We start from the raw sequence: 21,362 nt of genomic DNA on the forward strand, positions 1-21,362 counted from the left end.
GGACCGTGGGATGCGAACGCCTATCAACCTCATACGTAAAAAGACCAGCAACACGTGGCTATTGGCGATTTCGCTTGGGAACCTGCGCGATGGAGGCGACAATAAGGACGAACTATTTTGAGGAGATTCCCATGAAGGGTGACGCACAAGTTATCACGCATTTGCAAGCGCAGTTGAAGAACGAACTGACCGCCATTAACCAGTACTTTCTGCACTACCGCATGCTGAAGCACTGGGGTTTCGAAAAGCTGGCGAAGAAAGAGTACGAAGAATCCATCGGCGAAATGAAGCATGCCGACAAGCTGATGGACCGCATCTTCATGCTCGACGGCCTGCCCAACTTGCAGGATTTATCCAAACTTATGGTGGGTGAAGATGTGCCGGAAATTCTGGCGTGCGACCTGCAGAGCGAACAAGGTGCTCAGGCAACGATCAAGGCCGGCATTGCACACTGCGAATCGGTGCGCGACTACGGCTCACGCGATCTGCTGCAGGGCATTCTGGACGATACCGAAGAGCACATCGATTTTCTGGAAACCCAGATTGACCTGATTGCCAAAGTCGGCCTGCAGAACTACCTGCAAAGCCAGATGGAAGCGTCCAGCTAGGGCGGCAGCTACGATCAGGACAGCACGCTGGCAGGCTGCCGGGCCGGCGCGGCCTGGCGATTGCTGTGGAACATGATGACTTGCGCTTCGCAAGCCAGGGCAGCTACAGGGTGCGTGCGATGGCACTGGGCGACAACATCGCGGGCGCACTCTTCGCACTTGCCGCACTGCGTGGCCACACCCAGTTCGAACTGAATGTCGTCAAAGCCCATGCCCGCACGGACATGGCGATGAATTTCTCGGTCAGAAACACGTTTGCAGACACAAACAATCATGGCGCTACGCCCCCCTACGGGTGGCTTGTAATGGAGTTTCCATTATAAATGCGAATTTCTCGCATTCGCAATAGCAATATTTCTTGCGGGGTCAATGGCGCTGTCGGGCTTTCGCACAAGCTGATAGGCGCTAGTAGCAGCGGCAAGGCTCAAAATCGCTATAATTTTGATAGCTGCTTACGCTAGGCTGGCGAGGGCTAGAGCCCGATTTCATGACTAGCTTTGCCGCCCATTTACGCATTGGCGGCCCCGTTCGGCAGGCCAACGGATGATGCAGTAACAAGCTCTCTATCGGCGTCTGATATTTGCTCCAGCCCGCGCACGAGCGAAGAAGTACTGGGGTTTTCGACAAAGACGCAGCGCTTGCCGGTGCGTTTACAGAAGTCTTTGACCTTCCAGTAAGCGTTGTGGCTGATGCAGCCTGTCTGGCAGATCACCAGGTCGGCGGCAGCCAGGCTGGCGTCCAGCACGCTCTGGTTGTCTTCCAGGCCGCCGTCGTGGTGCGCAAACCGCCGCCCGACGCGCTCGACTAGATCGCGGTAGTTGGCAATGTTGCCGGTGCGCCCTCCTACGCACAGCACGGTCTTTTGCTTCAGGTATAGCGTTACAGGAGACACGCGGGGTTCTGTGCGCTCGGTACTGGCCGGCCTCGGTGCGCTGGGTGGTTCGGTGTTCACTGCTTCCAGCGCCCTAGCGGCCACGAGCAGCTTGTGCCTAAGCGCGGCGTTTTGCGCCTCCAACTCGGCCTGTCGCTCAGCCATCTGGTCCATCTTTTTCAGGAGCCGCGTGCTGGCGTCCAGCGCGGGGTTGGACGCTTTGAGTGCGGCCAAATCCTCCGACAAAAAGGCGATGCGGCTTTCCTTGCTGATGTTGTCGGCCTTGACACGCATGTGCTGTGTGGTCAGGCGGGCGATCTCGGCGGATTTTTCGGCCAGTAGGCGGGTGCTGCGCTCCTGCACGCGGCCCAGCTCGCGGGTCAGCACGGCGTTCTCGTCCAGTACGGCGGTGAAGCGGGCCACGTCGATACGCACATTGGCACCGGCCTGGTGCTGGATCATGTGCATGTCGCGGCACAACACCTCCTGCAGGACTGCGTCGCAGCGCGGGTGCACCAGCGCGGCCCAGAAAGCGCCCGCCACATCGCCCTGGCGTATGGCCTGACTCCAAAGCTCAGCCAGGGACCGTGGGGTCTTGGCGGCCCTGAAACGCTGAATCTCCAGCGCGTAGCGCCGCTCCAGTTCATCTTGCAGCGCCTCAGACAGCCGGTTGCGGTGCATGCACTCAGCCACTGCGCCCACGTGTACCTCATAGTCATCGGCCAACGCTTTGCCGCCCAGAGCCTTGTTGACGATGCGGCGCAGAGTGTCCAATGGAATGCAGACGCCAACCACGGGGCAATGGCATTCGTGGCCCAACTCCCACAGCCGGCGCCTGCGTGATCCGGTTGAGGGCTTGGTTACCAGTTTTGCATCGTGATCACACATGACAGAGTCTCCTCTCATTGGGGTGGACGGCTTGCAGCCAGGGGGGTTGCAAAAACCAGGCACGGGTCCGGGCGCGGGTGTGCTGCCACGGTGATGGTCTCGTCATAGGCCGCGGGGTCAGGGGCGTCACCCTGCTCTACATAGCCAATTACTTTTGTATCGACACGCATTGCAGGCGGCAACCAACGAGGCACACCCAGATCCTTGCGCACATGGCCGTTGCCAGCCAGCAGCACTACGGCGGGTTTGGCATGCTCTAGCAGCATCTTGGCCATCCAGATATCGCGCACCACCTGGCCGCGGACCATGCCACTGACCACGGCGTCGGGCATCTTGCTACAGTGGCCTGTCTCGATGGCATGCCGCTGGCCGTCGAACAGGTCACTCGGAAGCTGCTCCTGCAGCCCGAAGGCTGCCGCGTTCTCTGCACCCAGCACCGCGGCCAAGCCTTGCTTCACGGCGATGGTCGCATCCGCACGCGACACATTGCCCGCCACCAACGAGAGCCGGTAGCGCAGAGCCAGCGCAATGACGGGTTCGTAATACGGCCATGCCCAGCGCTTGCCACCTGCAGCTGCAATGACGCATTGCGCGTCCGCACACGTTGCCAGTGCCTGCGTCAGTGCGGCTTGGTTCTCACGGTCGAACTGTTCCATGACGATGGCCGGTCGCCAACCGCCTTCCACCCGCTGGCGCAGGTCTTTAAACCGCTGCGTGTGGCCCAGCGGGTTGTCATGCACCTCGCCCAGCAGCAAGATGTTCGCCATCGGCTGCGGGGGCTGCACTGCGCAACCTACCAGGGCAGTAGTCAATAACATGCCCAACACGGAACGCACAGAGCTATCCGATAAAAGACTTCTGTTGGTTTGTTGTTCTTGCATCAACTATCCATTCAACGTAAAACGGATCGGAAACTCGACCCAGCTGGCCAGGCTTTGTTCACCCTTTTTTGCCGGCACAAAACGCCACTGCCGTACGGCACGCAAGGCCGCATCGTCCAGCAAGCGGTAGCCGCTGCCCTTGGCCAATTTGATCTCGCCGGGGTGGCCTTCGGTGTCTACCCATACTCGCAACCACACGACACCACCGATACCCTGCTCGCGCAACAGTACGGGGTAGTCAGGCTGAGGGTTGTAGGCGTAGTCCGGTTTGCCAGCCTGCAAAGGCGGTCCGTCGGCGCGCGTGTCGTCCGAGGGGTAACCGGCGGCTGGCGATTTGGGCTCTCGCACAGCGATGTCGGCGGCGCTGGCCATCAGCAAGGCCTGCGCAGCGACCATTGGCGCCGTTTCCGCAACGGGCTCGCGGCCCGCCTGCACCGACAGCGTGACCGGGTTAACCGCATGCTCTACGGGCCGGGTGTGCACGGGCCTTGGTGCAAGAGGGGCGAGCGTAGGTGCATGCGAGGCCGTTGACACACCGGACGGGACCTCTTCGACAAAAACCACCGAGATGGGCTGGTAGTTGCCAGCGCGGGTCTGCGGGATGCTGGGCGTGATGCCCGAGCGGCTGTACTGCACCAACCCAACCAACACCCCCGCGTGCAGCGCCACAGCCACCACGACCGCTGCACGAGCGGCGCGTGTGTCTAAGAATGGCCCAAGCAGGCTCATACCACCACGGTTTCCGTTCGCTGGTGCGCCAGGCTGCAGGCTCGCCTGCGCGTGGGTGTGATCACCAGGTCGCCGTGCGTATTCGTCGTGCAGGCAAGAGCAATGCCGTACAGCGCCTCCAGCGCCGGCACCACGGCAGCTGTGCAGGCCACATCGCCCACCATTTGGCCATCGGCCACCAGCCACAGGCGCTCAAATCCGAGCACGGCATGGTTGATATCGTGCAGGATGGCTACCACGGCATGGCCACGCTCAGAGGCATAGGCATCCAGACTGTCCAACAGATCGAACTGCAGGCTTGGGTCCAGCGCAGACAGGGGCTCATCGACCAGGACCAGGCCATCGCGCACGTCCCACAGTTGGGCAAAAACCCGCGCCATGTGCACCCGCGCGCGTTCGCCGCCGGACAGTGTGCCAAAACGCCGCCCTAGCAGATGTGCGGCACGCGCAAGACCCGCGGCCTGCAGCACCACCTCGTCCAGCAGAGGATCGTGCTCTCGGGCCACGCGGCCCAGGCCTATCACTAGCTCTACCGGCAGACCAAAGGCTACATCTGCGGATTGCGGCAACACGGCCCGATGCTGCGCGCGCTCCAGCACGCTCCAGCGGGCATAGGGCCGCCCCAAGAACTGAACCTGCCCGCCAGCCGCCCCGCGCTCGCCGGACATCAGACTCAGTAAAGTTGATTTGCCGGCACCACTTGGGCCCAGTATGGCAATACGCTCGCCCCCGCGCACGGTGGCGTTGAATGGTCCGAAGCGTTGGGAGGCAAGCGTGGTGGATGCTGCGTCCAACGCTAGCACTACGGTGGATAACCTGGTTTGCATCAGCATGGGAATTCGTCCTTCAGCCTATGCGGCCACGCGCACTACGCAACAGCAGCAAGAAAAACGGGCTGCCCAGCAGCGCGGTAAAGATACCTACGGGTATCTCTGCCGGAATCGCCACCGTGCGTGCCACCGTGTCAGCCAACAGCAGCAGCAAGCCGCCAGCCAACGTGGCCAGGGGCAACAGGCGCCGCTGGTCCGATCCGACCCAGGCTCTGACCAGGTGCGGCGCAACCAGACCTATGAAACCAATCATTCCGCACCAAGCCGCCGCAAAACCGGCCAGCAGCGCCACCAGCACAATGACATTGCGCCGCAAGTGCCGCACGTCCACACCCACGTGGGCGGCCGCAGGTTCCCCCAGCGACAGCGCATTCAATGCGCGCACCAATTTGTGCATACGCCAGCCTGCCACAGTCAACAAAGCAGACAACAACGCGACCAGCGCCCAGTTGGCACCCGCCAGTGAACCCAGGGTCCAGAACGAAAGGTTGCGCAACTGCTCGTCGCTGGCCAGGTACGTACACAGGCCAATGACAGCTGCAGCCATGGCGTTCAAAGCTACGCCGGTCAACAACAAGCCGGCGATAGAACCCGGTGTCACCCAGCGGGCGACCCAGTCCAACGTAAAACACACACCCAATGCTCCGCAAAAAGCGGCCGCGGGCAACAGCCAAATGCGCCAAGCCAATGGGACGGGCCAGTTGAAACCCGCAAACACCACGATGGTTAGCGCCACCGCACACGCGGCACCAGCGCTGACGCCCAGCAAGCCGGGGTCAGCCAGTGGATTGCGAAACAGACCCTGCGTCAACGCGCCCGCCATGCCCAAGCTGGCGCCAATCAGCACTGCAAATATTGCCCGTGGCAGGCGGATATTCCACAGCACATAGCTGCCGGCAGTTGTATTGGGCTGGTCCGCCTGGCCCAGGATGCTCAACCAGTCACTTCCCCGCACCGGAACCGCGCCACATTGCACTGCAACCGCAATGCTGGCCAGCACCGCCGCAAGGAGCAAGGCCGCCGGGCGGGCCTTGTCCAGTTGTAAAAAAGGGCGCAAGTGCAGAGACACTGCGTTCATGAACGCATTGCCTTTGCAATTGCCGTATCCAAGACGGATACCGCCGCGGGTAAACGCGGCCCAAAGCCCAGAAGAAACATGGCCTCCAGCGCGATGACGCGCCGACCGCGACCTGCCGGGCTTTGTGCAAGGCCCGGCAGCTTGAGAATTCCATCGATACCGCCTGCGGCCTGCAGCCCCTGGTCGGTGAGCAACACCACATCGGGCTGAGCCGCTATAACGGCCTCGGGTGTTAGCGGCTTGTAGCCCGAAAATCCGGTGATGGCATTGGTGGCACCCGCGTACTCCAGCATGGCGTGGGCGCTGGTCCCCAGCCCGGACACCATGGTTTGGTTGGGTGCATGGGCCAGCACAAACAAGACCCGCACCGGCTTGGCCGCGGCACGCCGCGCAACAGCTCCGCGCGACTGCTCCCAGTCTCTTTGCAGCACCTGTTGCATCGCACTGGCCTGTGCCGCCCTTCCCGTCAACTCCCCGACGCGTTTCACGCGTTCCAACAGACCTTCGAATTGGTGATTCGCAGCCAACACGGTTACCGGCACGCCGGCCGCGGACAACTGTCGCAACACGGCGGCAGGGCCCGCATCTTCCGTGGTTATCAACAGGGTTGGCGCAAGCGCCAAAACGCCCTCGGCGGACAGAGTACGCGCATATCCCACGCTGGGCAGCTTCTGAGCCTGCGCTGGAAAAAGCGACGTGGTATCCACGCCGACCAGTTCCCCGTCGGCTTGTAAGGCAAACACTATCTCGGTCAGAGCCCCACCTACGCTGACTATGCGCCTTGCGTTTGCTGAGATAGCAGCCCTGGCCCGTTCTGGCGCAAGGGATGCCACAAGCGCACCGCCCGCCAGCGCGGCCACTTGCTGCATGACTGAACGACGATCAACTACGCCGCGCACGGTTGGGGCTCCTGCGCGATGGTTTCGATCAGAGCCCGCCACTCGCACAGCTCTGGCTTGCCTGGCTTGCGTTCGCCAAAAAACATGGCGATGGTTTCGCCGTGTGCATCAAACAATTCCAGTGACGTGACCAGGCCATCCACCGTCGGTTTCTTGACGACCCAGGCGCTGGCGATGTGGTCTTCGCGCAGGTGCAGGTTGAAACCTGGGTCCAACACATTGACCCAGGGGCCCATCACCGCAATTTTCTTGACCACGCCAGAGTGGATCTGGATCATGCCGGGGTTGCCGACAAACACCATGATGGCAACGCCTTCGGATGCAGCTGCCTGCAACACGCTCTGGCAGTCGTCCACATCCACCTGTTGCACGTATTTGGGCTCAGCCAGGCGCAGGGCCTGGGTCCGCGACACGCCGTAGTTCTTCAGCAAACCGAAGAACTCGTGCGTATCCCGCAGCGAATCCCAGGCCTTTCGAAAGCCTGCGACATCAATGTCGGTATCAAGGCGTTCAGCGGCCTTGGGTTCCGTGGCCTGCACCGCGATGCCGGTGGTCTGGTCTCCAGCAGAGAAGCGCACGACCAAGCCGACATAGGCCGCCACATCGCTTTGCGGCCTCAGAAATATCTTGTGGATGGCAACGCCCGCCACGTCGAAAAATTGCAAACTGCGCTGCACGCCCTGTTCAGTTTGCTCGGACACCGCAAAGCCATGAGCCCACTGGTTGTAGAAGACGCGCAGGTCAATCTCACCACCCAACACCAGGCCCATCTGGCCGTGGTGGCTGGCCTTACGGTAGACGCCTGTTTTTTCATGTACACACGACACGTTGCGCGTCAGCGCCATCACCTCGCCCAGCGGCTCCAACGCTTCGACGATGAACGGCCATTCTGGTCGCAGGCGGGTGGCGTGCATCACAGCATTGGCGTGGCCACTCGCAATGCCGACGTGCGCGGCCATCAGCTCACCTTCGGATATTCGGAGCCTGTCCGCAATGTCGCGGTGGCGCGCCTTGCTGGTGCGTCGCAGTTCGGTAAAGGTATCGCGAATGGATGCGTGCAGTACGGACATGGAAATCTCCTTAGAAGTCGTAGCGAACGGAAACTTGAACGGTACGGCCGGGTGCGGTGTAGGCATCCTTCACCATGCTGTTGTCGGCAAGGCCGCTGACGTCGGACCAGCGCCAGTACTTGCTATCCAGCACGTTGTTCACATTGGCGTTGAGCGTCAGGCTGCGCACGGGTTTCCAGTACAGACCCATATCCAATACCGTGTAAGCCGATGGTGCAAAGGGCGTAGCCGCCGCGGGTGCAATGCGCCCGGCGTCCTTGCCTTCGCTGTAGACCACATTGGCACGCACACCCCAGGTACTGTCGTCAAACCGCAGGCCCCACACCGCCTTCAGCGGCTGCACGGTAGTCAGCGGCGTGCTGATGCCATAGGCTTCGCTGTCGCCCTTTGCAAAGGCTACGCCAGCATTGGTGGTCCAACGGGTGTCCAGTTGCCATTCCGCGCGCGCCTCCCACCCCTGGATGCGCGCATTGGCCAAGTTGATGTACTGGAAGACCGTGGGGTTGGCTGGTGTTCCTGCACCCCCCACGACCTGCTGGCTGATGAAATCCTGGTAGCGGTTGTTAAACGCAGCAACCGCGTAACGAAGGCCACCGCTCTTGCCTCGGAAGCCGATTTCCAAGCTGTCGGCCTGCTCGGCCTTCAGACTGGCATTGCCGATGCTGGTGTAGCCCGAGGCCAGATTGGTAAAGCCGTTGTTGACCTGGTCTGGCGTCGGTGCCCGGAAGCCCCGGGCGATTTGTCCGTACGGCGCAAATGCCGGCGCCAATTGCCACACCACGCCCAGCCGCGGTGTCGCGGCCTGGCCCGACAGTGCGGCCGCAGCGCCACTGGTGTAACCCGCGGTAGAGGGCGATAGGTCGTAGCGGTCATAGCGCAAACCGGGGATTACGCTCAGCGAGCCGGTCTCGATCTCACTTTGAACGAAGGCGCCTACAAGCGTGTAAGTGGTATCGGGAAAGGGCCTGGTCGGAAAAGTCTCTCCAAAGGGCGCCACGGTACCGTCGCGCACCCCACTCACCTCCGCGCGGCTCCAGTCGAGGCCATACGTCAGGCGCTGGTTAAACCCCGTGGTTACGTTGGTCTCCAGCAGAGTGGATGCACCCACCACTTTAGTCTGGTAGGTGTTGTCGCGTGTGCGATCGGCTGACGCTAACCGGTCTTCTATACCCAATTGGTTGACCTTGGCATCCTGAGCGTAGAAGCGGGTTTCTGCACGCTGCACCAGGGTTGCGTTCAGATCGTTGAAGCGGTGCTCCAGCGACACGCGGTCACGGTCCACCAGGTCGCGCGTGTCCAGGTCGATAACACTGGCCGCAGCCAGCGGCGGCACTGAGCGGCCTGAATAGACTTCTGTGTTTTGCCGGCGCTTCTGGCTCTCCCAGCTGACGACCAGAGTTTGCGCGGGGTCTATCGAAAATGCCGCTTTAGCCAGCAGATAGCGGTTGCTGTAGTCCACCGGGTTGGGGGCCGTGCGACTGGCGTTCTGCGCTTCGCTGTCCCCCTTGTTGGTAACCTCGTGGCCTTGGCGGAAGCTACCCAACAACAGACCCTGCCAGCCACCACTGGCGCCCGACACACCCACGGTGTTGGACCCCGAACGGTCAACACCGGCGTAGCTGGACCGCACAAAACCACCAACCGATTCGCCCGGCTTGCGCAGGTCAGCAGGGTCCAGCGTGCGGAAAGCCACCGCGCCCGCCAGGCCATCACTACCGAACTGCGTGGACGCTGGGCCGCGCAGTACTTCAACGGTCCGGATGCCGTCTACGTCCAGAAAATCACCCCGTCCGGTTGCAAACGAACCGAATGAGAAACTGTTGGGCACACGAATACCGTCCACCATCATCAGCACCTGGTTGCCTTCCAGCCCCCGGATATTGATGCCCTCGTTGCCAGCACGTCCCGTCGCGGCACCAGCAGCCGTAAAGCGCGTGGGAGCCGCGCGCACGGTCACGTCCAGCTCGTTGCGAAACACATCTTTGATGTCACGGGCGCCGTCTTGCTCGATCTTGGCCGCGGGAGTGACGGTGACAGTGCTGGGCACCTTATCAACGCGGCGCTCCGTACGTGTTGAGCTGACGGTAATTTCACTCAGTGTGGAAACATCTGATTCAGCAACCGGAAAAACGGTTGGCGGAACCTGGGCCGATGCCAGTGCGGGAGCCAGTCCCCAAGCGATACCTAGAGCCAGTGCGATTTGCGTCTTGCGCAGCATGGTGAGTCCTAAAAGTTGTTTTAGGCACTGGCTGGCGAAGGCTTGGCTGGTGCAGTGTGCGAATTAGCGGGCGCGCGCCTTATTTCGTCAGGATCAATTTTCCCAATGACGTCTGGCGCAATCGGTATAGCGCGCCGTTGTGCTCGATTTCAAGTTGGTTGTTTCCCCGGAGTAACGCCTGGCTGGAGATCCGCATCGTTGGCGCGGACAGTCCGCCAGCGCCGTCCGATGGCCACGTGTTCGGCTTTTGTGATGGGTTGTCGAGATCAGGTCGGTTGGATTGCATAGCTTCAATTATAAATGAGAATCGTTCGCATTTATGGGAAAAGTTTGCAGATGTGGAACATTTCGAGTCCATAGCTGGGCGGCGAGTCAATAGGTCAATGAACGAGTCATTGGATGCAAATGATTCTCATTTATATGTTAAGATATGTTAACAGCCAGCCAGCTCCACCAAGCGTGGCGCAGCCAGCCAGCAATCTTGGCCTGAGTTTTCAACATGCTGACGTATTCGCGCATTGCGCCCTCCTCCTCCTCGCTCTTTGAGTTCCCAACTTCTATCAAGAGTAAATCCTCCAAGGCCCCCACAAAACCTTCACAACGAGCTACACAATTAATAGCAATCCTGGCGCTTACGCCCGTGGCACTGGGCGTGTCCCAGGCAGTCCGGGCGCAAACCCTCCCTACGGTTACGGTTACGGCTTCTGCCGACGACGGCTACTCCCCCGCTGCGAGCAGCACCGCCACCAAGGGGAGCGCGCCGCTGCGCGACATTCCGCAGGCCGTCAATGTGATTCCGGGACAGTTGCTGAAGGACCAGGCCGCACGCTCCATGCAGGACGCCCTGCGCAATGTTCCTGGTGTGGCCTTTAGTAGCGGCGACGGCCAGCGCGACCAGGTCGTCATCCGCGGCTTTTCAGCCATTGCCGACCAGTTCATTGATGGCGTGCGTGACGATGCCTTGTACTTTCGCGACTTGTCCAATATCGACCGCGTGGAAGTGCTCAAGGGTCCGTCGGCCGTGCTGTACGGGCGTGGCTCCTCGGGCGGTTTGATCAACCGCGTCACCAAGAAACCCAAGTTTGGCGACACGTCCGGCGAGGCGATATTGAGTGTCGGCAGCTTTGACCTGAAGCGCATCGAAGGCGATTTCAATATCGCCGCCGGCGAGTCGGCCGCCTTTCGCCTGAGCCTAGCCCGAGAAGACTCTGGCAGCTACCGCGACCAGCAGTTCTTGGACCGCTACAGCATCGCACCGTCTCTGGCGCTCAAGCTGGCCAGCGCAACCGACCTGACATTGCAATACACCAAGGCGCGCGACCAGCGCCTCACCGACTTTGGCATCCCCGCGCTGAACGGCCGCCCGGTGGACGTCTCAGCAAACACCTACTACGGCTCAGGCACCGCCCGCAAGGACGACACCACGACCAGCCAGGTCGAATCCGTTACCGCCACGCTAAACCACCGCTTCACCGACTCCTTTAGCGTGCGCAACACCACCCGCTATTCCAGCTACGAACTCGACCGCTACAACACCTTGACGGGCGGCACCACAGATCCCGTGGCGCTGACCGTGGGGCGCACCCGTAGCTTCATCCTGCGCGACGAGTCAGGCTGGTTCAACCAAACGGATTTCACCTACAAGAATGCGGTTGGCGGCTTGCAGCAAGAGTGGCTATTCGGCTTGGAACTGGGTCAACAGACGCGCCGCGTGGAATCAGTCGCTGGTGGCACGGTGGACCGCGTGTCCATCCTGAACCCCGGCAGCATGCCAGTGCCGGCCATTCCCGCAGCCAGCTACCTCGCCGACAGCGCCATTCCCAGCCATACCCAACAGGACGTGCTGGGTGTGTACCTGCAAGATCGCGTCACGCTGGCAAAGGATTGGAAAGCCCTCGTTGGTGTGCGGTTCGACCAATTCAAGCAGGCCACCAACTTCGACCGCAAGCTCGCCGACCTGGCCCGTACGGACACCAGCTTCAGCCCGCGCGCCGGGCTGGTGTGGCAGCCCGCCGAGTCGCAGTCCTACTACCTGTCGTACAGCCGCTCGTTCCAACCGTCGGCAGAGGCGTTTGCGCTGGCGGCCAACAATGCGGCCAACGCGCCCGAATTCACCCGCAACATTGAAGCCGGCAGCAAGCTGGACTTTCTGGATGGTGCGCTGGCCGTGACCGCCGCCGTGTTCAACCTGGAACGCAGCGACATCAAAAACACCGATCCGGCCAATCCGGCGCAGCAAATCAATGTCGGCACCCAGCGCACCAACGGCCTGGAGTTGACCGCCAATGGCCGTCTGCCCGGAAGTTGGGATACCAGCGCAGGCTACGCGTTCCTGGATGGCCAGATGACGCAGTCGGTGGCCAAGGTCACGTCATCACAATTGCCGGTGGTGTCCGTGGCATCGCTGGGCAAGGTCCCGTCGCTCACACCACGCCACAGCGCCTTCATCTGGGGCATGAAAAACCTGGGCCAGGGATTCAGCCTGGGCGGAGGTTTGAACTACGTGGGTGAACGCTTCACCTCGCTGACCAACCTGGTCACGCTGCCGTCGTATGTGACGGCGGACTTGGCCGCCGTCTACAAGGCGGGACGGTTTGAAACCAGCGTGAACGTAAAGAACGTCACGGACCAGAAGTACATCGTCTCCAGCCACGGCAGCAACGACAACCTGATCGTGCCCGGCTCGCCGCGCGAGGTTCAGCTCACGTTGCGCGTGAAGTTTTAAACCGACACGGCGAAAACACCATGTTGAAAGCTCTTGCATCCTCCACACTCGCGGCGCTTAGCGTCGCTGCGCTGTGCGCATTGCCATCGGTGGCGCAGGCCCACTACATCTGGATTGAACGCAGCGCCAACACCGCACACATTTACTTCGGAGAAGTGGCCGAGGTGCGTGAACAATCGCCTGGGCGCATGGACGACATCCGCTCGCCCGAGGCCTGGGCCTTGGGTGGGGCACTGCCCGGCGCGGCGGGCTCCGACCATACGCTCACCGTAGAGCGCACCCAGCACTACTTCACGCTGGGCGGCCCTCTGTCACACCAGCTCATAGCCCGCGAGACCCAATACCCGGTAAAGGACTGGACCGCCCACGGGCTGGGCGTCGTCAAGCCCATGTATTACGCGCGCCATAGCGTATGGCCGCTGAAACAGCCCATTGCACCCACTACCGAGCTCCCGCTGGATATTCAACCGGTACCTGGCAGCAAGGACACGATTCTGGTGTTGTTCAATGGCAAGCCTTTGGCGAACACCAAGCTCGTCGTCTATGCACCCAACGACTGGCAGCAGGAGCACAAGACGGACGATGCCGGGCGCCTGCGGTTCACTTTGCCCTGGCGCGGGCAATATGTGCTGGAAGCCATTTACAAGGAGGCACAAGCCGGTGAGTTTGAGGGCAAGCCCTTTGACGCCATTCGCCACCGCGCCACGTTAACGGTAGTTCAGGCACGCGGCATCAGTACCAAGGGCACGGGTGGTGGAGCATCCGGCCCCGGAGCCATGCACTGATGGCGTCGCCGCTCCACTCACCGCCCAACCGCATGCAACGCGTCACGGTCGCCACGGCGGTGTCGATATTGCTGCGGGTGGTCGGTGCGGTGCTGGGCGGCTATGGATTCAGTGCCGCGTTGGTGGCATTGGTTGCAGTGAGCCTGACCGCGCTGGGCCTGGCCCGCAGCGAAGCCGTGGTGGCCGCGTCCCTATTGGGTTTTGTTCTGTATCTGCTGGTGCTGCTGTGGGCCTTTAGTGTGCGAAGTCTGGCGCGGCTCTGGCTTTGCCTGGGCTGTGGCACGGCACTGGCGTACGGGCTGATGCTGGCGATCCAACGGCAGATCGCATGACGAATACGGAGCGTAGGTAAGGATGGAGACGACTTTTCGCAAATCGATGGCCTGGCTGCATACCTGGGCTGGGGTGGTCATCGGCAGCTTGCTGTTTGCCATCTTCTGGATGGGCTCGCTGAGTGTGTTCGACCGCGAGTTGGACCAGTGGATGCGGCCCGGAACGCGCCTGGTCGCAGCGCCCAATCCGTCCGCAGTGCAACTGGACGGCCCTATCACCGTCAGTGCAAATCGGTTGGCCCATGGCGCTTCGCAGTGGTTCATTCGCCTGCCCAGCGATCGCACGCCGTACATTGAACTGCGTTGGCGCGACGAAGCCACCAAAACCACGGAGCGCCGTTACCTGCACCCGCAGACGGGTGCCGTGCTGGCGCACACCGATACCCTGGCGGCCACTGGATTTATCTTCCCGTTTCATTACAGCCTGCACCTCAAGTGGATGGATGTGGGCTATTGGCTGGTCGGCTTGGCTGGCATGGCCATGCTGGTCATGGTGGTCAGCGGCGTGGTGATTCACCGCAAGATATTTGCCGACTTCTTCTTGTTTCGCCCCCACAAGCGTGTGCAACGCGCCAGCCTGGACCTGCACAACCTGACCGGCGTGCTGGCCCTGCCTTTTTATTTTGTGGTGGCGCTGTCAGGGCTGATGATTTTGTTCAGCATCTATTGGCCCAGTGCCCTGGCTGCGTACCCAGAGGCCAGCGATGCGCGCCAGGTTTTCCACTCCGAAGCCTTGGGCCAATACCGGCGGGCGAAGGCCGAGCCGCCGGAAACAAAGCCAGCCAAACAAGCCCCGTCCCGACCCATGGCTTCGCTGGACGCCATGGTGTCGCAAGCCCAGGACCACTGGCACGGCGGGCAGGTCAACTTCGTGCGGGTCTGGCATCCGGGCAATGCCAACAGCTATGTGGAACTGCGCCGCAGCTACGCCGACAGCGTGACCATGCACCTGGACCAGATGTACCTGGATGCGGCCACGGGCGACGTGCTCAAGCGCTTTGAAGCCGCGCCGATTGCCACGGCCTCGCGCTTCACCAACGGCATGCACTTCATCCAGTTCCAGCATTGGACGCTGCGCTGGTTGTACTTCTGGGCGGGCTTGGCCGGATGCGTGATGATCGCCACCGGTTTCTTGTTCTGGCTGGAAAGCCGGCGCGCCAGCCATGCCAAAAAAGGCTTGGTTGGTGTGCGTGTCGTGGAGGCGCTCACGGTGTTCAGCGTGCCGGGCATCCTGCTTGCCACAATGGGATTTTTGATCGCCAACCGGCTGCTGCCGGCCGAAGTGAATCTGGGCGGATACGGGCGCGCGGACTGGGAAGTCTGGGCGTTCTTCGTGACCTGGCTGGTTGCCTTGGCCCACGCTGCGCTGCGCAAACGCGCCGCCTGGCGTGAGCAGGCGATGGCCGTAGCGGGTCTGGCACTGTTTGCCGTGGCCCTCAACTGGGTTACTACCGGCCACCACTTGGGCGCGACGTTGGAGCGGGGTTTGTGGGCGGTCGCAGGTGTGGACCTGCTGCTGTTGGGGTTGGCCGCGTTGGCCGGCCTGGTCGCGCGGCGTTTGACACGCCGCGCACCGGACACGACCGCCCAGCTAGCCACTGCGGAGAGAGCATTCCCATGCTGATCGCATTGCTGTTGAATCTGCTGGGCTTCGCGCTGCTGGCGCTGAGTCAGCCCCGCCACCTTCAACGGGTGTTTGGAGAAAACTGCGCTGTAGCCCTCGCCCCTACTGCGCAGCGCGCTATTGGTTTTATAGCAATTAGCTTGAGCCTGGTGGTTTGCTGCATCAGCCAGGGCGCCAGCTTCGGCAGCCTGCTCTGGATGCTGGAGATGGCCGCGGCGGCCATGGCCGTGGCGTTGACGCTGACCTGGCGCCCGCACTGGTTGCGTGGCGTGGGCAATGTGGTCCGCCGTTTGGAGCGACGTCCACTCCCTTGAGCAGTCATTTATTCGCGAGCGGGCTTCAGGGCGGCGCTCGCCGCGTCTTTTTATTCACTATCCAAACGATTCCGTACCATGCATTCGGCAAATATTTACACCCGTTTTCAACGCACCGCCATCGCGCTCGCTGCCACGTTTCTGTCAACGCCATCCTGGTCCCAGGTGTCCTCGGAGGCCCCGAGTCAAGCGGCCCAGATGCAGCCCACCCTACTCGCCTCCGCCGACAGGGAGACGATGTCACCCGTGGTTGTTACCGCTACGCGCGGCAGCAAGGCGGTTGACCGCATCCCGGGGGCGGTGAGCGTGATCTCGCGCACCGATCTTGACGAGCAACTGCGCGTGGCCGAGGATCTCAGCGCGGTGCTTGCCAGCCAGGTTCCCGGCTACGCACCATCCACACAGAAACTCACCAGCGCGGGCGAGTCCATGCGCGGGCGCACTGCGCTGATTCTGTTCGACGGCATTCCGCAAAGCAATCCGCTGCGCGCCGGTGCGCGTGAGGGTTACTTCGCCGACCCCGCGCTAATCGAACGCATCGAAGTCATCAGCGGGCCCTCGGCAGTCCAGGGCCTCGGCGCCACTGGCGGCATCATCAACTATATCTCGCGCACGCCGCGCAAGGAAGGCACCACCCACACAGTGGACGCCAAGCTCGGCACCCAGGGCCGCTCCGACGACGCCACGGTCAAGCTCGGTTATCTGCTCGAACACAAACGCGACGCCCTCGATGCCGTGGTCTACCTCGGCGGCGTGCAGCGCGGCGTGAGCGTGGATGGTGACGGCCGTCGCCTCGGCGTGGAAACCACCCAGGGTGATTTGCAGGACAGCTCCGGCCAGGACATCTTCGCCAAGGTCGGCTGGCGTTTTGCGCCCGACCAGCGCGTGGGCGCTTCGTTCAACCAGTTCCGCATCACCGGCAACGGCGACTGGACACTTGTCAGCGGCAACCGCGCGACAGGCCTGCCAACCTCCGCCCAAAAAGGCGGCACCGTGCGGGGAAACACGCCGCGCAACGAGGTGCGCACTGCGTCACTGGATTGGACGCACGAAGCGCTGGCCGGTGGCTCGGCCACCGTTCAGGTGTACAAGCAGGACTTCCGGTCGCTGTACGGCGCCGGCACCTTCGCCAATTTCCAGGACGCGCGCATCGCGCCCAACGGCACGTTGGTGGACCAAAGCGACATCGTCGCCGACAAACGCGGGCTGCGCGCCTCTTGGGTGCGACCCGATGTCGTTGTGCGCGGCCTGGAACTCACCGGTGGCCTCGACTGGCTCTCCGACACCTCCAAGCAGCGCCTGGCGCTGACCGGGCGAGACTGGGTGCCGCCACTTGCATTCCAGAGCATCGCACCGTTCGCACAGCTGGAGTACGAGGTCGGTCCCGTCACGCTGCGTGGCGGCCTGCGCCGCGAGCACGCTGCACTCGCGGTTGACACCTACACCTCGCTGGCCGCTTACGGCCGCCGCCAGGTCCAGGGCGGTGAACGCTCCTTCGACGCGCTGGTAAAGAACCTCGGCGCGGTGTGGCGTTTCGCGCCAGGTTGGTCCGGCTTTGCCGCCTACAGTGAAGGCTTCGGCCTGCCCGACGTGGGCCTGGTGCTGCGCGCCGTCAACGTCGAAGGTCGCTCGGTAGAAAACCTTGTGGCGTTGCAACCCATCGTCACCAGCAACAAGGAGGCCGGCTTCACCTGGCAGCACCGCTTGGGCAGCCTCACCACGTCGGTATACGAGTCATCGTCGGACCTGAGCGGACAGGTGCGTATCGATGCTGCCACCGGCATCGGCTCGGCGGTGCGCGTGCCGGTGCGCGTGCGCGGCCTGGAACTAGCAGGCGAACTGCGTCCGTCGCGCGACTGGACGCTCACCGCCACCTATGCCCGCACCGACAGCGTGACGGCCGCCGCCGAAGGGCAGCCCTTGGACGTGGCCCTGAGCTCGCGCTACCAGGGACCGGAAAAACTGGTGCTTGCCACGCGCTGGGCCTTCGCGCCGGGCGCCTCGGCGCGGCTGCAAGCCTCGCACTACGCGTCGCGCCACATCAACATCGGCCGAACAGCCGGTACCGCAAACCTGGAGGAACACTTCGACGGCTACACGCAGGCGGACGCTTCGCTGGCCTGGTCTTCGCCGGTCGGTGATTGGAGTCTGGGTATCGAAAACCTGTTCAACCGCCAATACATCGGCTACTACGCCCAATCTCGCCCATCGGGGACCAGCGACGACTATTTTGCCGGGCGTGGGCATACCTACACCCTGTCGTGGAGGCGCCAGTTTTAACAGCGCGCACCAAACGCTCCGATCAACGCCCCTTAGCCTGCGGGGGGCTTTCTCGCACAACCGCACCGAAGTCTCGACGGGCCCAAAAATGTTTCAGGGTTACCGCTAATGACAACGATTCGCATTTAGAATAACGCAACGCTATTTTTGTCAGCCATACCGCTGGAGTTACGAGCTCCGGTGAGTTTCCCCCTAGCCCTATACGACCCAAGTCGCACCATGACCCACCGCAAAGCCTCCAAGCAAAACCAGCCTCCAGCCCTCATCCGCACGGCGATGGCAGCTCGTAGAACAATAGCATCCGGACGAAACTCCAAACAACTTCCGCTGGGCGCCTTGTTGTTGATGGGCTCGCTCAGTGCTATGGCGCAAAACACCGGCGCATTGGAAACCAAGACGCTCAAACCGGTCGTCATCAAAGAGACCGCGGTAGCGCCTGAAGGCAAAGACGGCGTGCGCGCCACCACAACCACCATCGGCAAGGGCAACCAGGCCTTACGCGACATTCCCCAGTCCGTGACTGTCGTAACTGAAAAACTGATCGATGACCGCAACCTGGACACCCTCAAGGATGTCCTGCACAACACCGCCGGCGTAACCTTTCAGGCGGCCGAAGGCGGCGAAGAAGACATCCGCCTGCGCGGCTTTTCTTTAGCCACCACCGGCGACATTTTTGTGGATGGCATGCGCGACCCCGCCTTCTACGACCGCGACACCTTTAACAACGACCGTATTGAATTGCTGCGCGGCTCTGCCTCCATGCTGTTTGGTCGCGGCTCCACCGGCGGCGCCGTGAACCAAGTGTCCAAAGCACCACGCGCGATTGACCAACACGATATTTCCACCACCGTCGGCAGCTTCAACTACCGCCGTGTCACCGGTGATTTCAATGTGCAGACCGGCGAAAACGCTGCCGTGCGCGTCAACGCCATGGTGACTAAGGCCGACAACAATGGCGCGGGCAGCAGCATCGACAAAAAAGGCATTGCTGGCGCCTACCGCTTTGGCATTGGCACCGCAGATGAATTCTCGGTGGGTCTGTACAGCCTGCAAAACAACAACGGCATGAACTATGGCTTGCCATGGATCAGGCCCACCGCTAGCGCGCCGGTGTCGGCCGTCACTGTGAATGACAAGCTCGACCCCAGCGCCTACTTCGGCTTGGCAAGCGACTACAACAACGGTACGGCCAAGTACATCACCGCCAGCCACCTGCACCGCTTTGACCACGATAGTGAAATCAAGACCGTGGTGCGCAAGGGTTCCTACGAGCGCGACCAGCGCGCCGGCACCGTCCGCCACTGTGTCCGCAGCACCAATGCCGCTACCGGTGTGGTGACCAACCCCCAGTGCCCTACTACGGTGGCCTTGGATACCTTCGGTCCTGGCACGATTTTGAACCGCGGCAACAATGCCAAGATCCAGGACCTGGACTCGCTGTACGCACAAAGTGACTACAGCAACAAACTCACCGCATGGGGTGTCAAGCACGAGATCCTGGCTGGGCTGGATTTTGCCCGCGAGTCCAAGAACGTATACGTTGTCGCCGCTGTTCCCAAGCCCACCACGTTGGCCGGTACGCCTTTTGACGGCGCAGCCATCAACGAAGGCGCCCGCACCGTCTTGCGTGCAAGCGCTTTCCAGGCCCAAAACCTGGGCGTCTATGCGCAAGACATGGTGCAGGTGGCTCCGGCTTGGAAGGTGCTGGGCGGCCTGCGGTTTGACAGTATGCGTGGCGACTACAACACGCTGACCACGGCCACTGGCGCCGTAAGTTCCAGCTATGCACAAAACATTGGTGACTGGAGCCAACGCTTGGGCGCGCTGTTCCAACCCAATTCCCTGACCTCATACCACTTCTCTTGGGGTACGTCATTCAATACCTCGGCAGATACCTACTCCTACAGCGCCCTGAGCGCCAACACGCCGCCCGAGCAAAGCAGGAACATCGAATTCGGCGCCAAGCTGGATTCATCGGACAAACGCTTCACGACCCGGTTGGCAATTTTCCAATCCACCAAATTCAACGAGCGCAACACCGACCCAGACTCTGCGGCCCAACAGTTTTTGCTGTCCGGCCAGCGCCACAGCAGCGGTTTCGAAATCGATCTGTCTGGGCACCTGAGCCCCAAGTGGGAAGTGTTTGGTTCTTACATGTGGATGCCTGACGCGATCATCGACGTGGCGGCACCCACTGCTGGCGTGGGTGACCGCGCGGGCGAACGCCCTGCCCTGACGCCCGTCCACAGCGGCACCGTATGGACCACCTACCAGATCGATGCGCAGTGGCGCGTCGGAGCCGGCATCAATTTCCGCAGCGAACAAACGCCGCTGCGCAACCCCGGTTGGTCCGCACCTGCTTTCACCACCGTGGACTTGATGACCGAGTACACCTTCAATGAAAAGGTATCTCTCAAGGGCAACGTGGCGAACATCAACAATGTTGTGTACGGCGACTCCCTGTACACCGGCCACTACATCCCCGGTGCAGGTCGCAATGCACAACTCACGCTGAATGTGAAGTTCTGATACCCGCACCATGCTGCTCCATCTACCCAACATACTGACGCCTGAAGAGGTGCAACAGGCGCAAACCGCGCTGGCCACTGCGCCGTGGGCGGATGGGCGCAAGGGCACCGGCGAATTGGCCCGCCAGGTCAAGAACAACGAGCAGCTGGACCACGACTGCGAAGCCGCCCGCAGCTTGCGCACCGTGGTGTTGGGCGCACTGGAGCGCAGTCCCTTGTTCTTCTCTGCTGCCTTGCCCAAACGGGTGTTTCCACCGCGCTTCAACCGCTATGGCGGCGACAGTAACTACTACGGCAATCACATCGACGGCGCGGTGCGCTACCTGCCCGAAAACGGGCAACGCGTGCGCACCGATGTTTCGTGCACGATCTTTTTGTCGGACCCCCGCAGCTACGACGGCGGCGAACTGTGCATTGCCGACACCTTCGGCGAACAGGCGGTAAAGCTCCCTGCGGGCCACATGATCTTGTACCCGGGCACCAGCCTGCACCAGGTAAAACCGGTCACCCGGGGTCACCGCCTGGCCTGCTTTTTCTGGATCGAGAGCATGGTGCGCGGCGATGAACAGCGCCGCCTGCTGTACGAGCTGGACATGAATTTGCTGGCACTACGCCAGCGCCATGGCGATTCCGCTGAGACCACTGCGCTGACTGGCGTTTACCACAACCTGCTGCGCATGTGGGCCGATACCTGAAGTACCA

Annotated in this window: 19 protein-coding genes; 9 read left to right on the top strand and 10 right to left on the bottom strand. The window is 61.8% G+C overall.

Going from position 1 to position 21,362, the window contains the following annotated elements:
- Nucleotides 1-131 precede the first annotated feature (131 nt).
- Nucleotides 132-608 carry a bacterioferritin gene (gene bfr, locus AC097P_RS16395; RefSeq protein WP_479611497.1) on the top strand — a complete coding sequence of 159 codons (477 nt, stop codon included), beginning with the start codon at nt 132-134 and terminating at the stop codon, nt 606-608.
- Between the two features lie 14 nt (nt 609-622).
- On the opposite strand, the gene AC097P_RS16400 is transcribed toward bfr, so the two are convergent.
- From AC097P_RS16400 to hemP, 10 genes are all read right to left on the bottom strand, one after another.
- Nucleotides 623-883 carry a (2Fe-2S)-binding protein gene (locus AC097P_RS16400; protein WP_479611498.1) on the bottom strand — a complete coding sequence of 87 codons (261 nt, stop codon included), beginning with the start codon at nt 881-883 and terminating at the stop codon, nt 623-625.
- A 233-nt stretch (nt 884-1,116) separates the two neighbouring features.
- Complete coding sequence (locus tag AC097P_RS16405) at nt 1,117-2,367, bottom strand: DUF2325 domain-containing protein (protein WP_479611499.1); 1,251 nt, start codon at nt 2,365-2,367, stop codon at nt 1,117-1,119.
- 14 nt (nt 2,368-2,381) lie between these two features.
- Nucleotides 2,382-3,134 (bottom strand): ChaN family lipoprotein, encoded by a 753-nt coding sequence (locus AC097P_RS16410; RefSeq protein WP_479611500.1) that lies wholly within the window; start codon nt 3,132-3,134, stop codon nt 2,382-2,384.
- A 117-nt stretch (nt 3,135-3,251) separates the two neighbouring features.
- Nucleotides 3,252-3,977: an energy transducer TonB gene (locus AC097P_RS16415; protein WP_479611501.1), complete on the bottom strand. Its 726-nt coding sequence runs from the start codon at nt 3,975-3,977 to the stop codon at nt 3,252-3,254.
- Nucleotides 3,974-4,810 carry an ATP-binding cassette domain-containing protein gene (locus tag AC097P_RS16420; RefSeq protein ID WP_479611502.1) on the bottom strand — a complete coding sequence of 279 codons (837 nt, stop codon included), beginning with the start codon at nt 4,808-4,810 and terminating at the stop codon, nt 3,974-3,976. Before AC097P_RS16420 ends, AC097P_RS16415 begins: the two co-directional genes overlap by 4 nt.
- Nucleotides 4,811-4,823: 13 nt before the next feature.
- Nucleotides 4,824-5,885, bottom strand: a complete 1,062-nt coding sequence (locus AC097P_RS16425; protein ID WP_479611503.1) for a FecCD family ABC transporter permease — start codon at nt 5,883-5,885, stop codon at nt 4,824-4,826.
- Entirely contained in the window at nt 5,882-6,784 is a 903-nt protein-coding gene (locus AC097P_RS16430) for a heme/hemin ABC transporter substrate-binding protein (protein WP_479611504.1), read from the bottom strand. The genes AC097P_RS16425 and AC097P_RS16430 overlap by 4 nt, the downstream gene beginning before the upstream one ends.
- Nucleotides 6,772-7,854, bottom strand: coding sequence for a hemin-degrading factor (locus AC097P_RS16435; RefSeq protein ID WP_479611505.1), 1,083 nt, complete (start codon nt 7,852-7,854; stop codon nt 6,772-6,774). The genes AC097P_RS16430 and AC097P_RS16435 overlap by 13 nt, the downstream gene beginning before the upstream one ends.
- A 10-nt stretch (nt 7,855-7,864) precedes the next feature.
- Nucleotides 7,865-10,072, bottom strand: coding sequence for a TonB-dependent hemoglobin/transferrin/lactoferrin family receptor (locus AC097P_RS16440; RefSeq protein ID WP_479611506.1), 2,208 nt, complete (start codon nt 10,070-10,072; stop codon nt 7,865-7,867).
- Nucleotides 10,073-10,151: 79 nt separating this feature from the next.
- Nucleotides 10,152-10,358: a hemin uptake protein HemP gene (hemP, locus tag AC097P_RS16445; protein ID WP_479611507.1), complete on the bottom strand. Its 207-nt coding sequence runs from the start codon at nt 10,356-10,358 to the stop codon at nt 10,152-10,154.
- A gap of 213 nt (nt 10,359-10,571) precedes the next feature.
- Between hemP and AC097P_RS16450 the strand changes: the two genes are divergently transcribed.
- The 8 genes from AC097P_RS16450 to AC097P_RS16485 all read left to right on the top strand — a co-directional run bounded on the left by AC097P_RS16450 (nt 10,572) and on the right by AC097P_RS16485 (nt 21,355).
- Entirely contained in the window at nt 10,572-12,797 is a 2,226-nt protein-coding gene (locus AC097P_RS16450) for a TonB-dependent receptor (RefSeq protein WP_479611508.1), read from the top strand.
- A gap of 20 nt (nt 12,798-12,817) precedes the next feature.
- Nucleotides 12,818-13,582: a DUF4198 domain-containing protein gene (locus AC097P_RS16455; protein WP_479611509.1), complete on the top strand. Its 765-nt coding sequence runs from the start codon at nt 12,818-12,820 to the stop codon at nt 13,580-13,582.
- A 32-nt stretch (nt 13,583-13,614) separates the two neighbouring features.
- Complete coding sequence (locus AC097P_RS16460) at nt 13,615-13,914, top strand: hypothetical protein (protein ID WP_479611510.1); 300 nt, start codon at nt 13,615-13,617, stop codon at nt 13,912-13,914.
- 22 nt (nt 13,915-13,936) lie between these two features.
- Nucleotides 13,937-15,538 (top strand): PepSY-associated TM helix domain-containing protein, encoded by a 1,602-nt coding sequence (locus AC097P_RS16465; protein WP_479611511.1) that lies wholly within the window; start codon nt 13,937-13,939, stop codon nt 15,536-15,538.
- Complete coding sequence (locus AC097P_RS16470; RefSeq protein WP_479611512.1) at nt 15,532-15,852, top strand: DUF3325 family protein; 321 nt, start codon at nt 15,532-15,534, stop codon at nt 15,850-15,852. Before AC097P_RS16465 ends, AC097P_RS16470 begins: the two co-directional genes overlap by 7 nt.
- Nucleotides 15,853-16,050: 198 nt before the next feature.
- Nucleotides 16,051-18,132 carry a TonB-dependent receptor gene (locus AC097P_RS16475; RefSeq protein ID WP_479611513.1) on the top strand — a complete coding sequence of 694 codons (2,082 nt, stop codon included), beginning with the start codon at nt 16,051-16,053 and terminating at the stop codon, nt 18,130-18,132.
- Nucleotides 18,133-18,351: 219 nt separating this feature from the next.
- Nucleotides 18,352-20,661 carry a TonB-dependent receptor gene (locus AC097P_RS16480; protein WP_479611514.1) on the top strand — a complete coding sequence of 770 codons (2,310 nt, stop codon included), beginning with the start codon at nt 18,352-18,354 and terminating at the stop codon, nt 20,659-20,661.
- A 10-nt stretch (nt 20,662-20,671) separates the two neighbouring features.
- Complete coding sequence (locus AC097P_RS16485; RefSeq protein ID WP_479611515.1) at nt 20,672-21,355, top strand: Fe2+-dependent dioxygenase; 684 nt, start codon at nt 20,672-20,674, stop codon at nt 21,353-21,355.
- The last annotated feature ends 7 nt before the right edge of the window (nt 21,356-21,362 follow it).

Source organism: Rhodoferax sp. ZS1R8 (genome assembly GCF_056521325.1).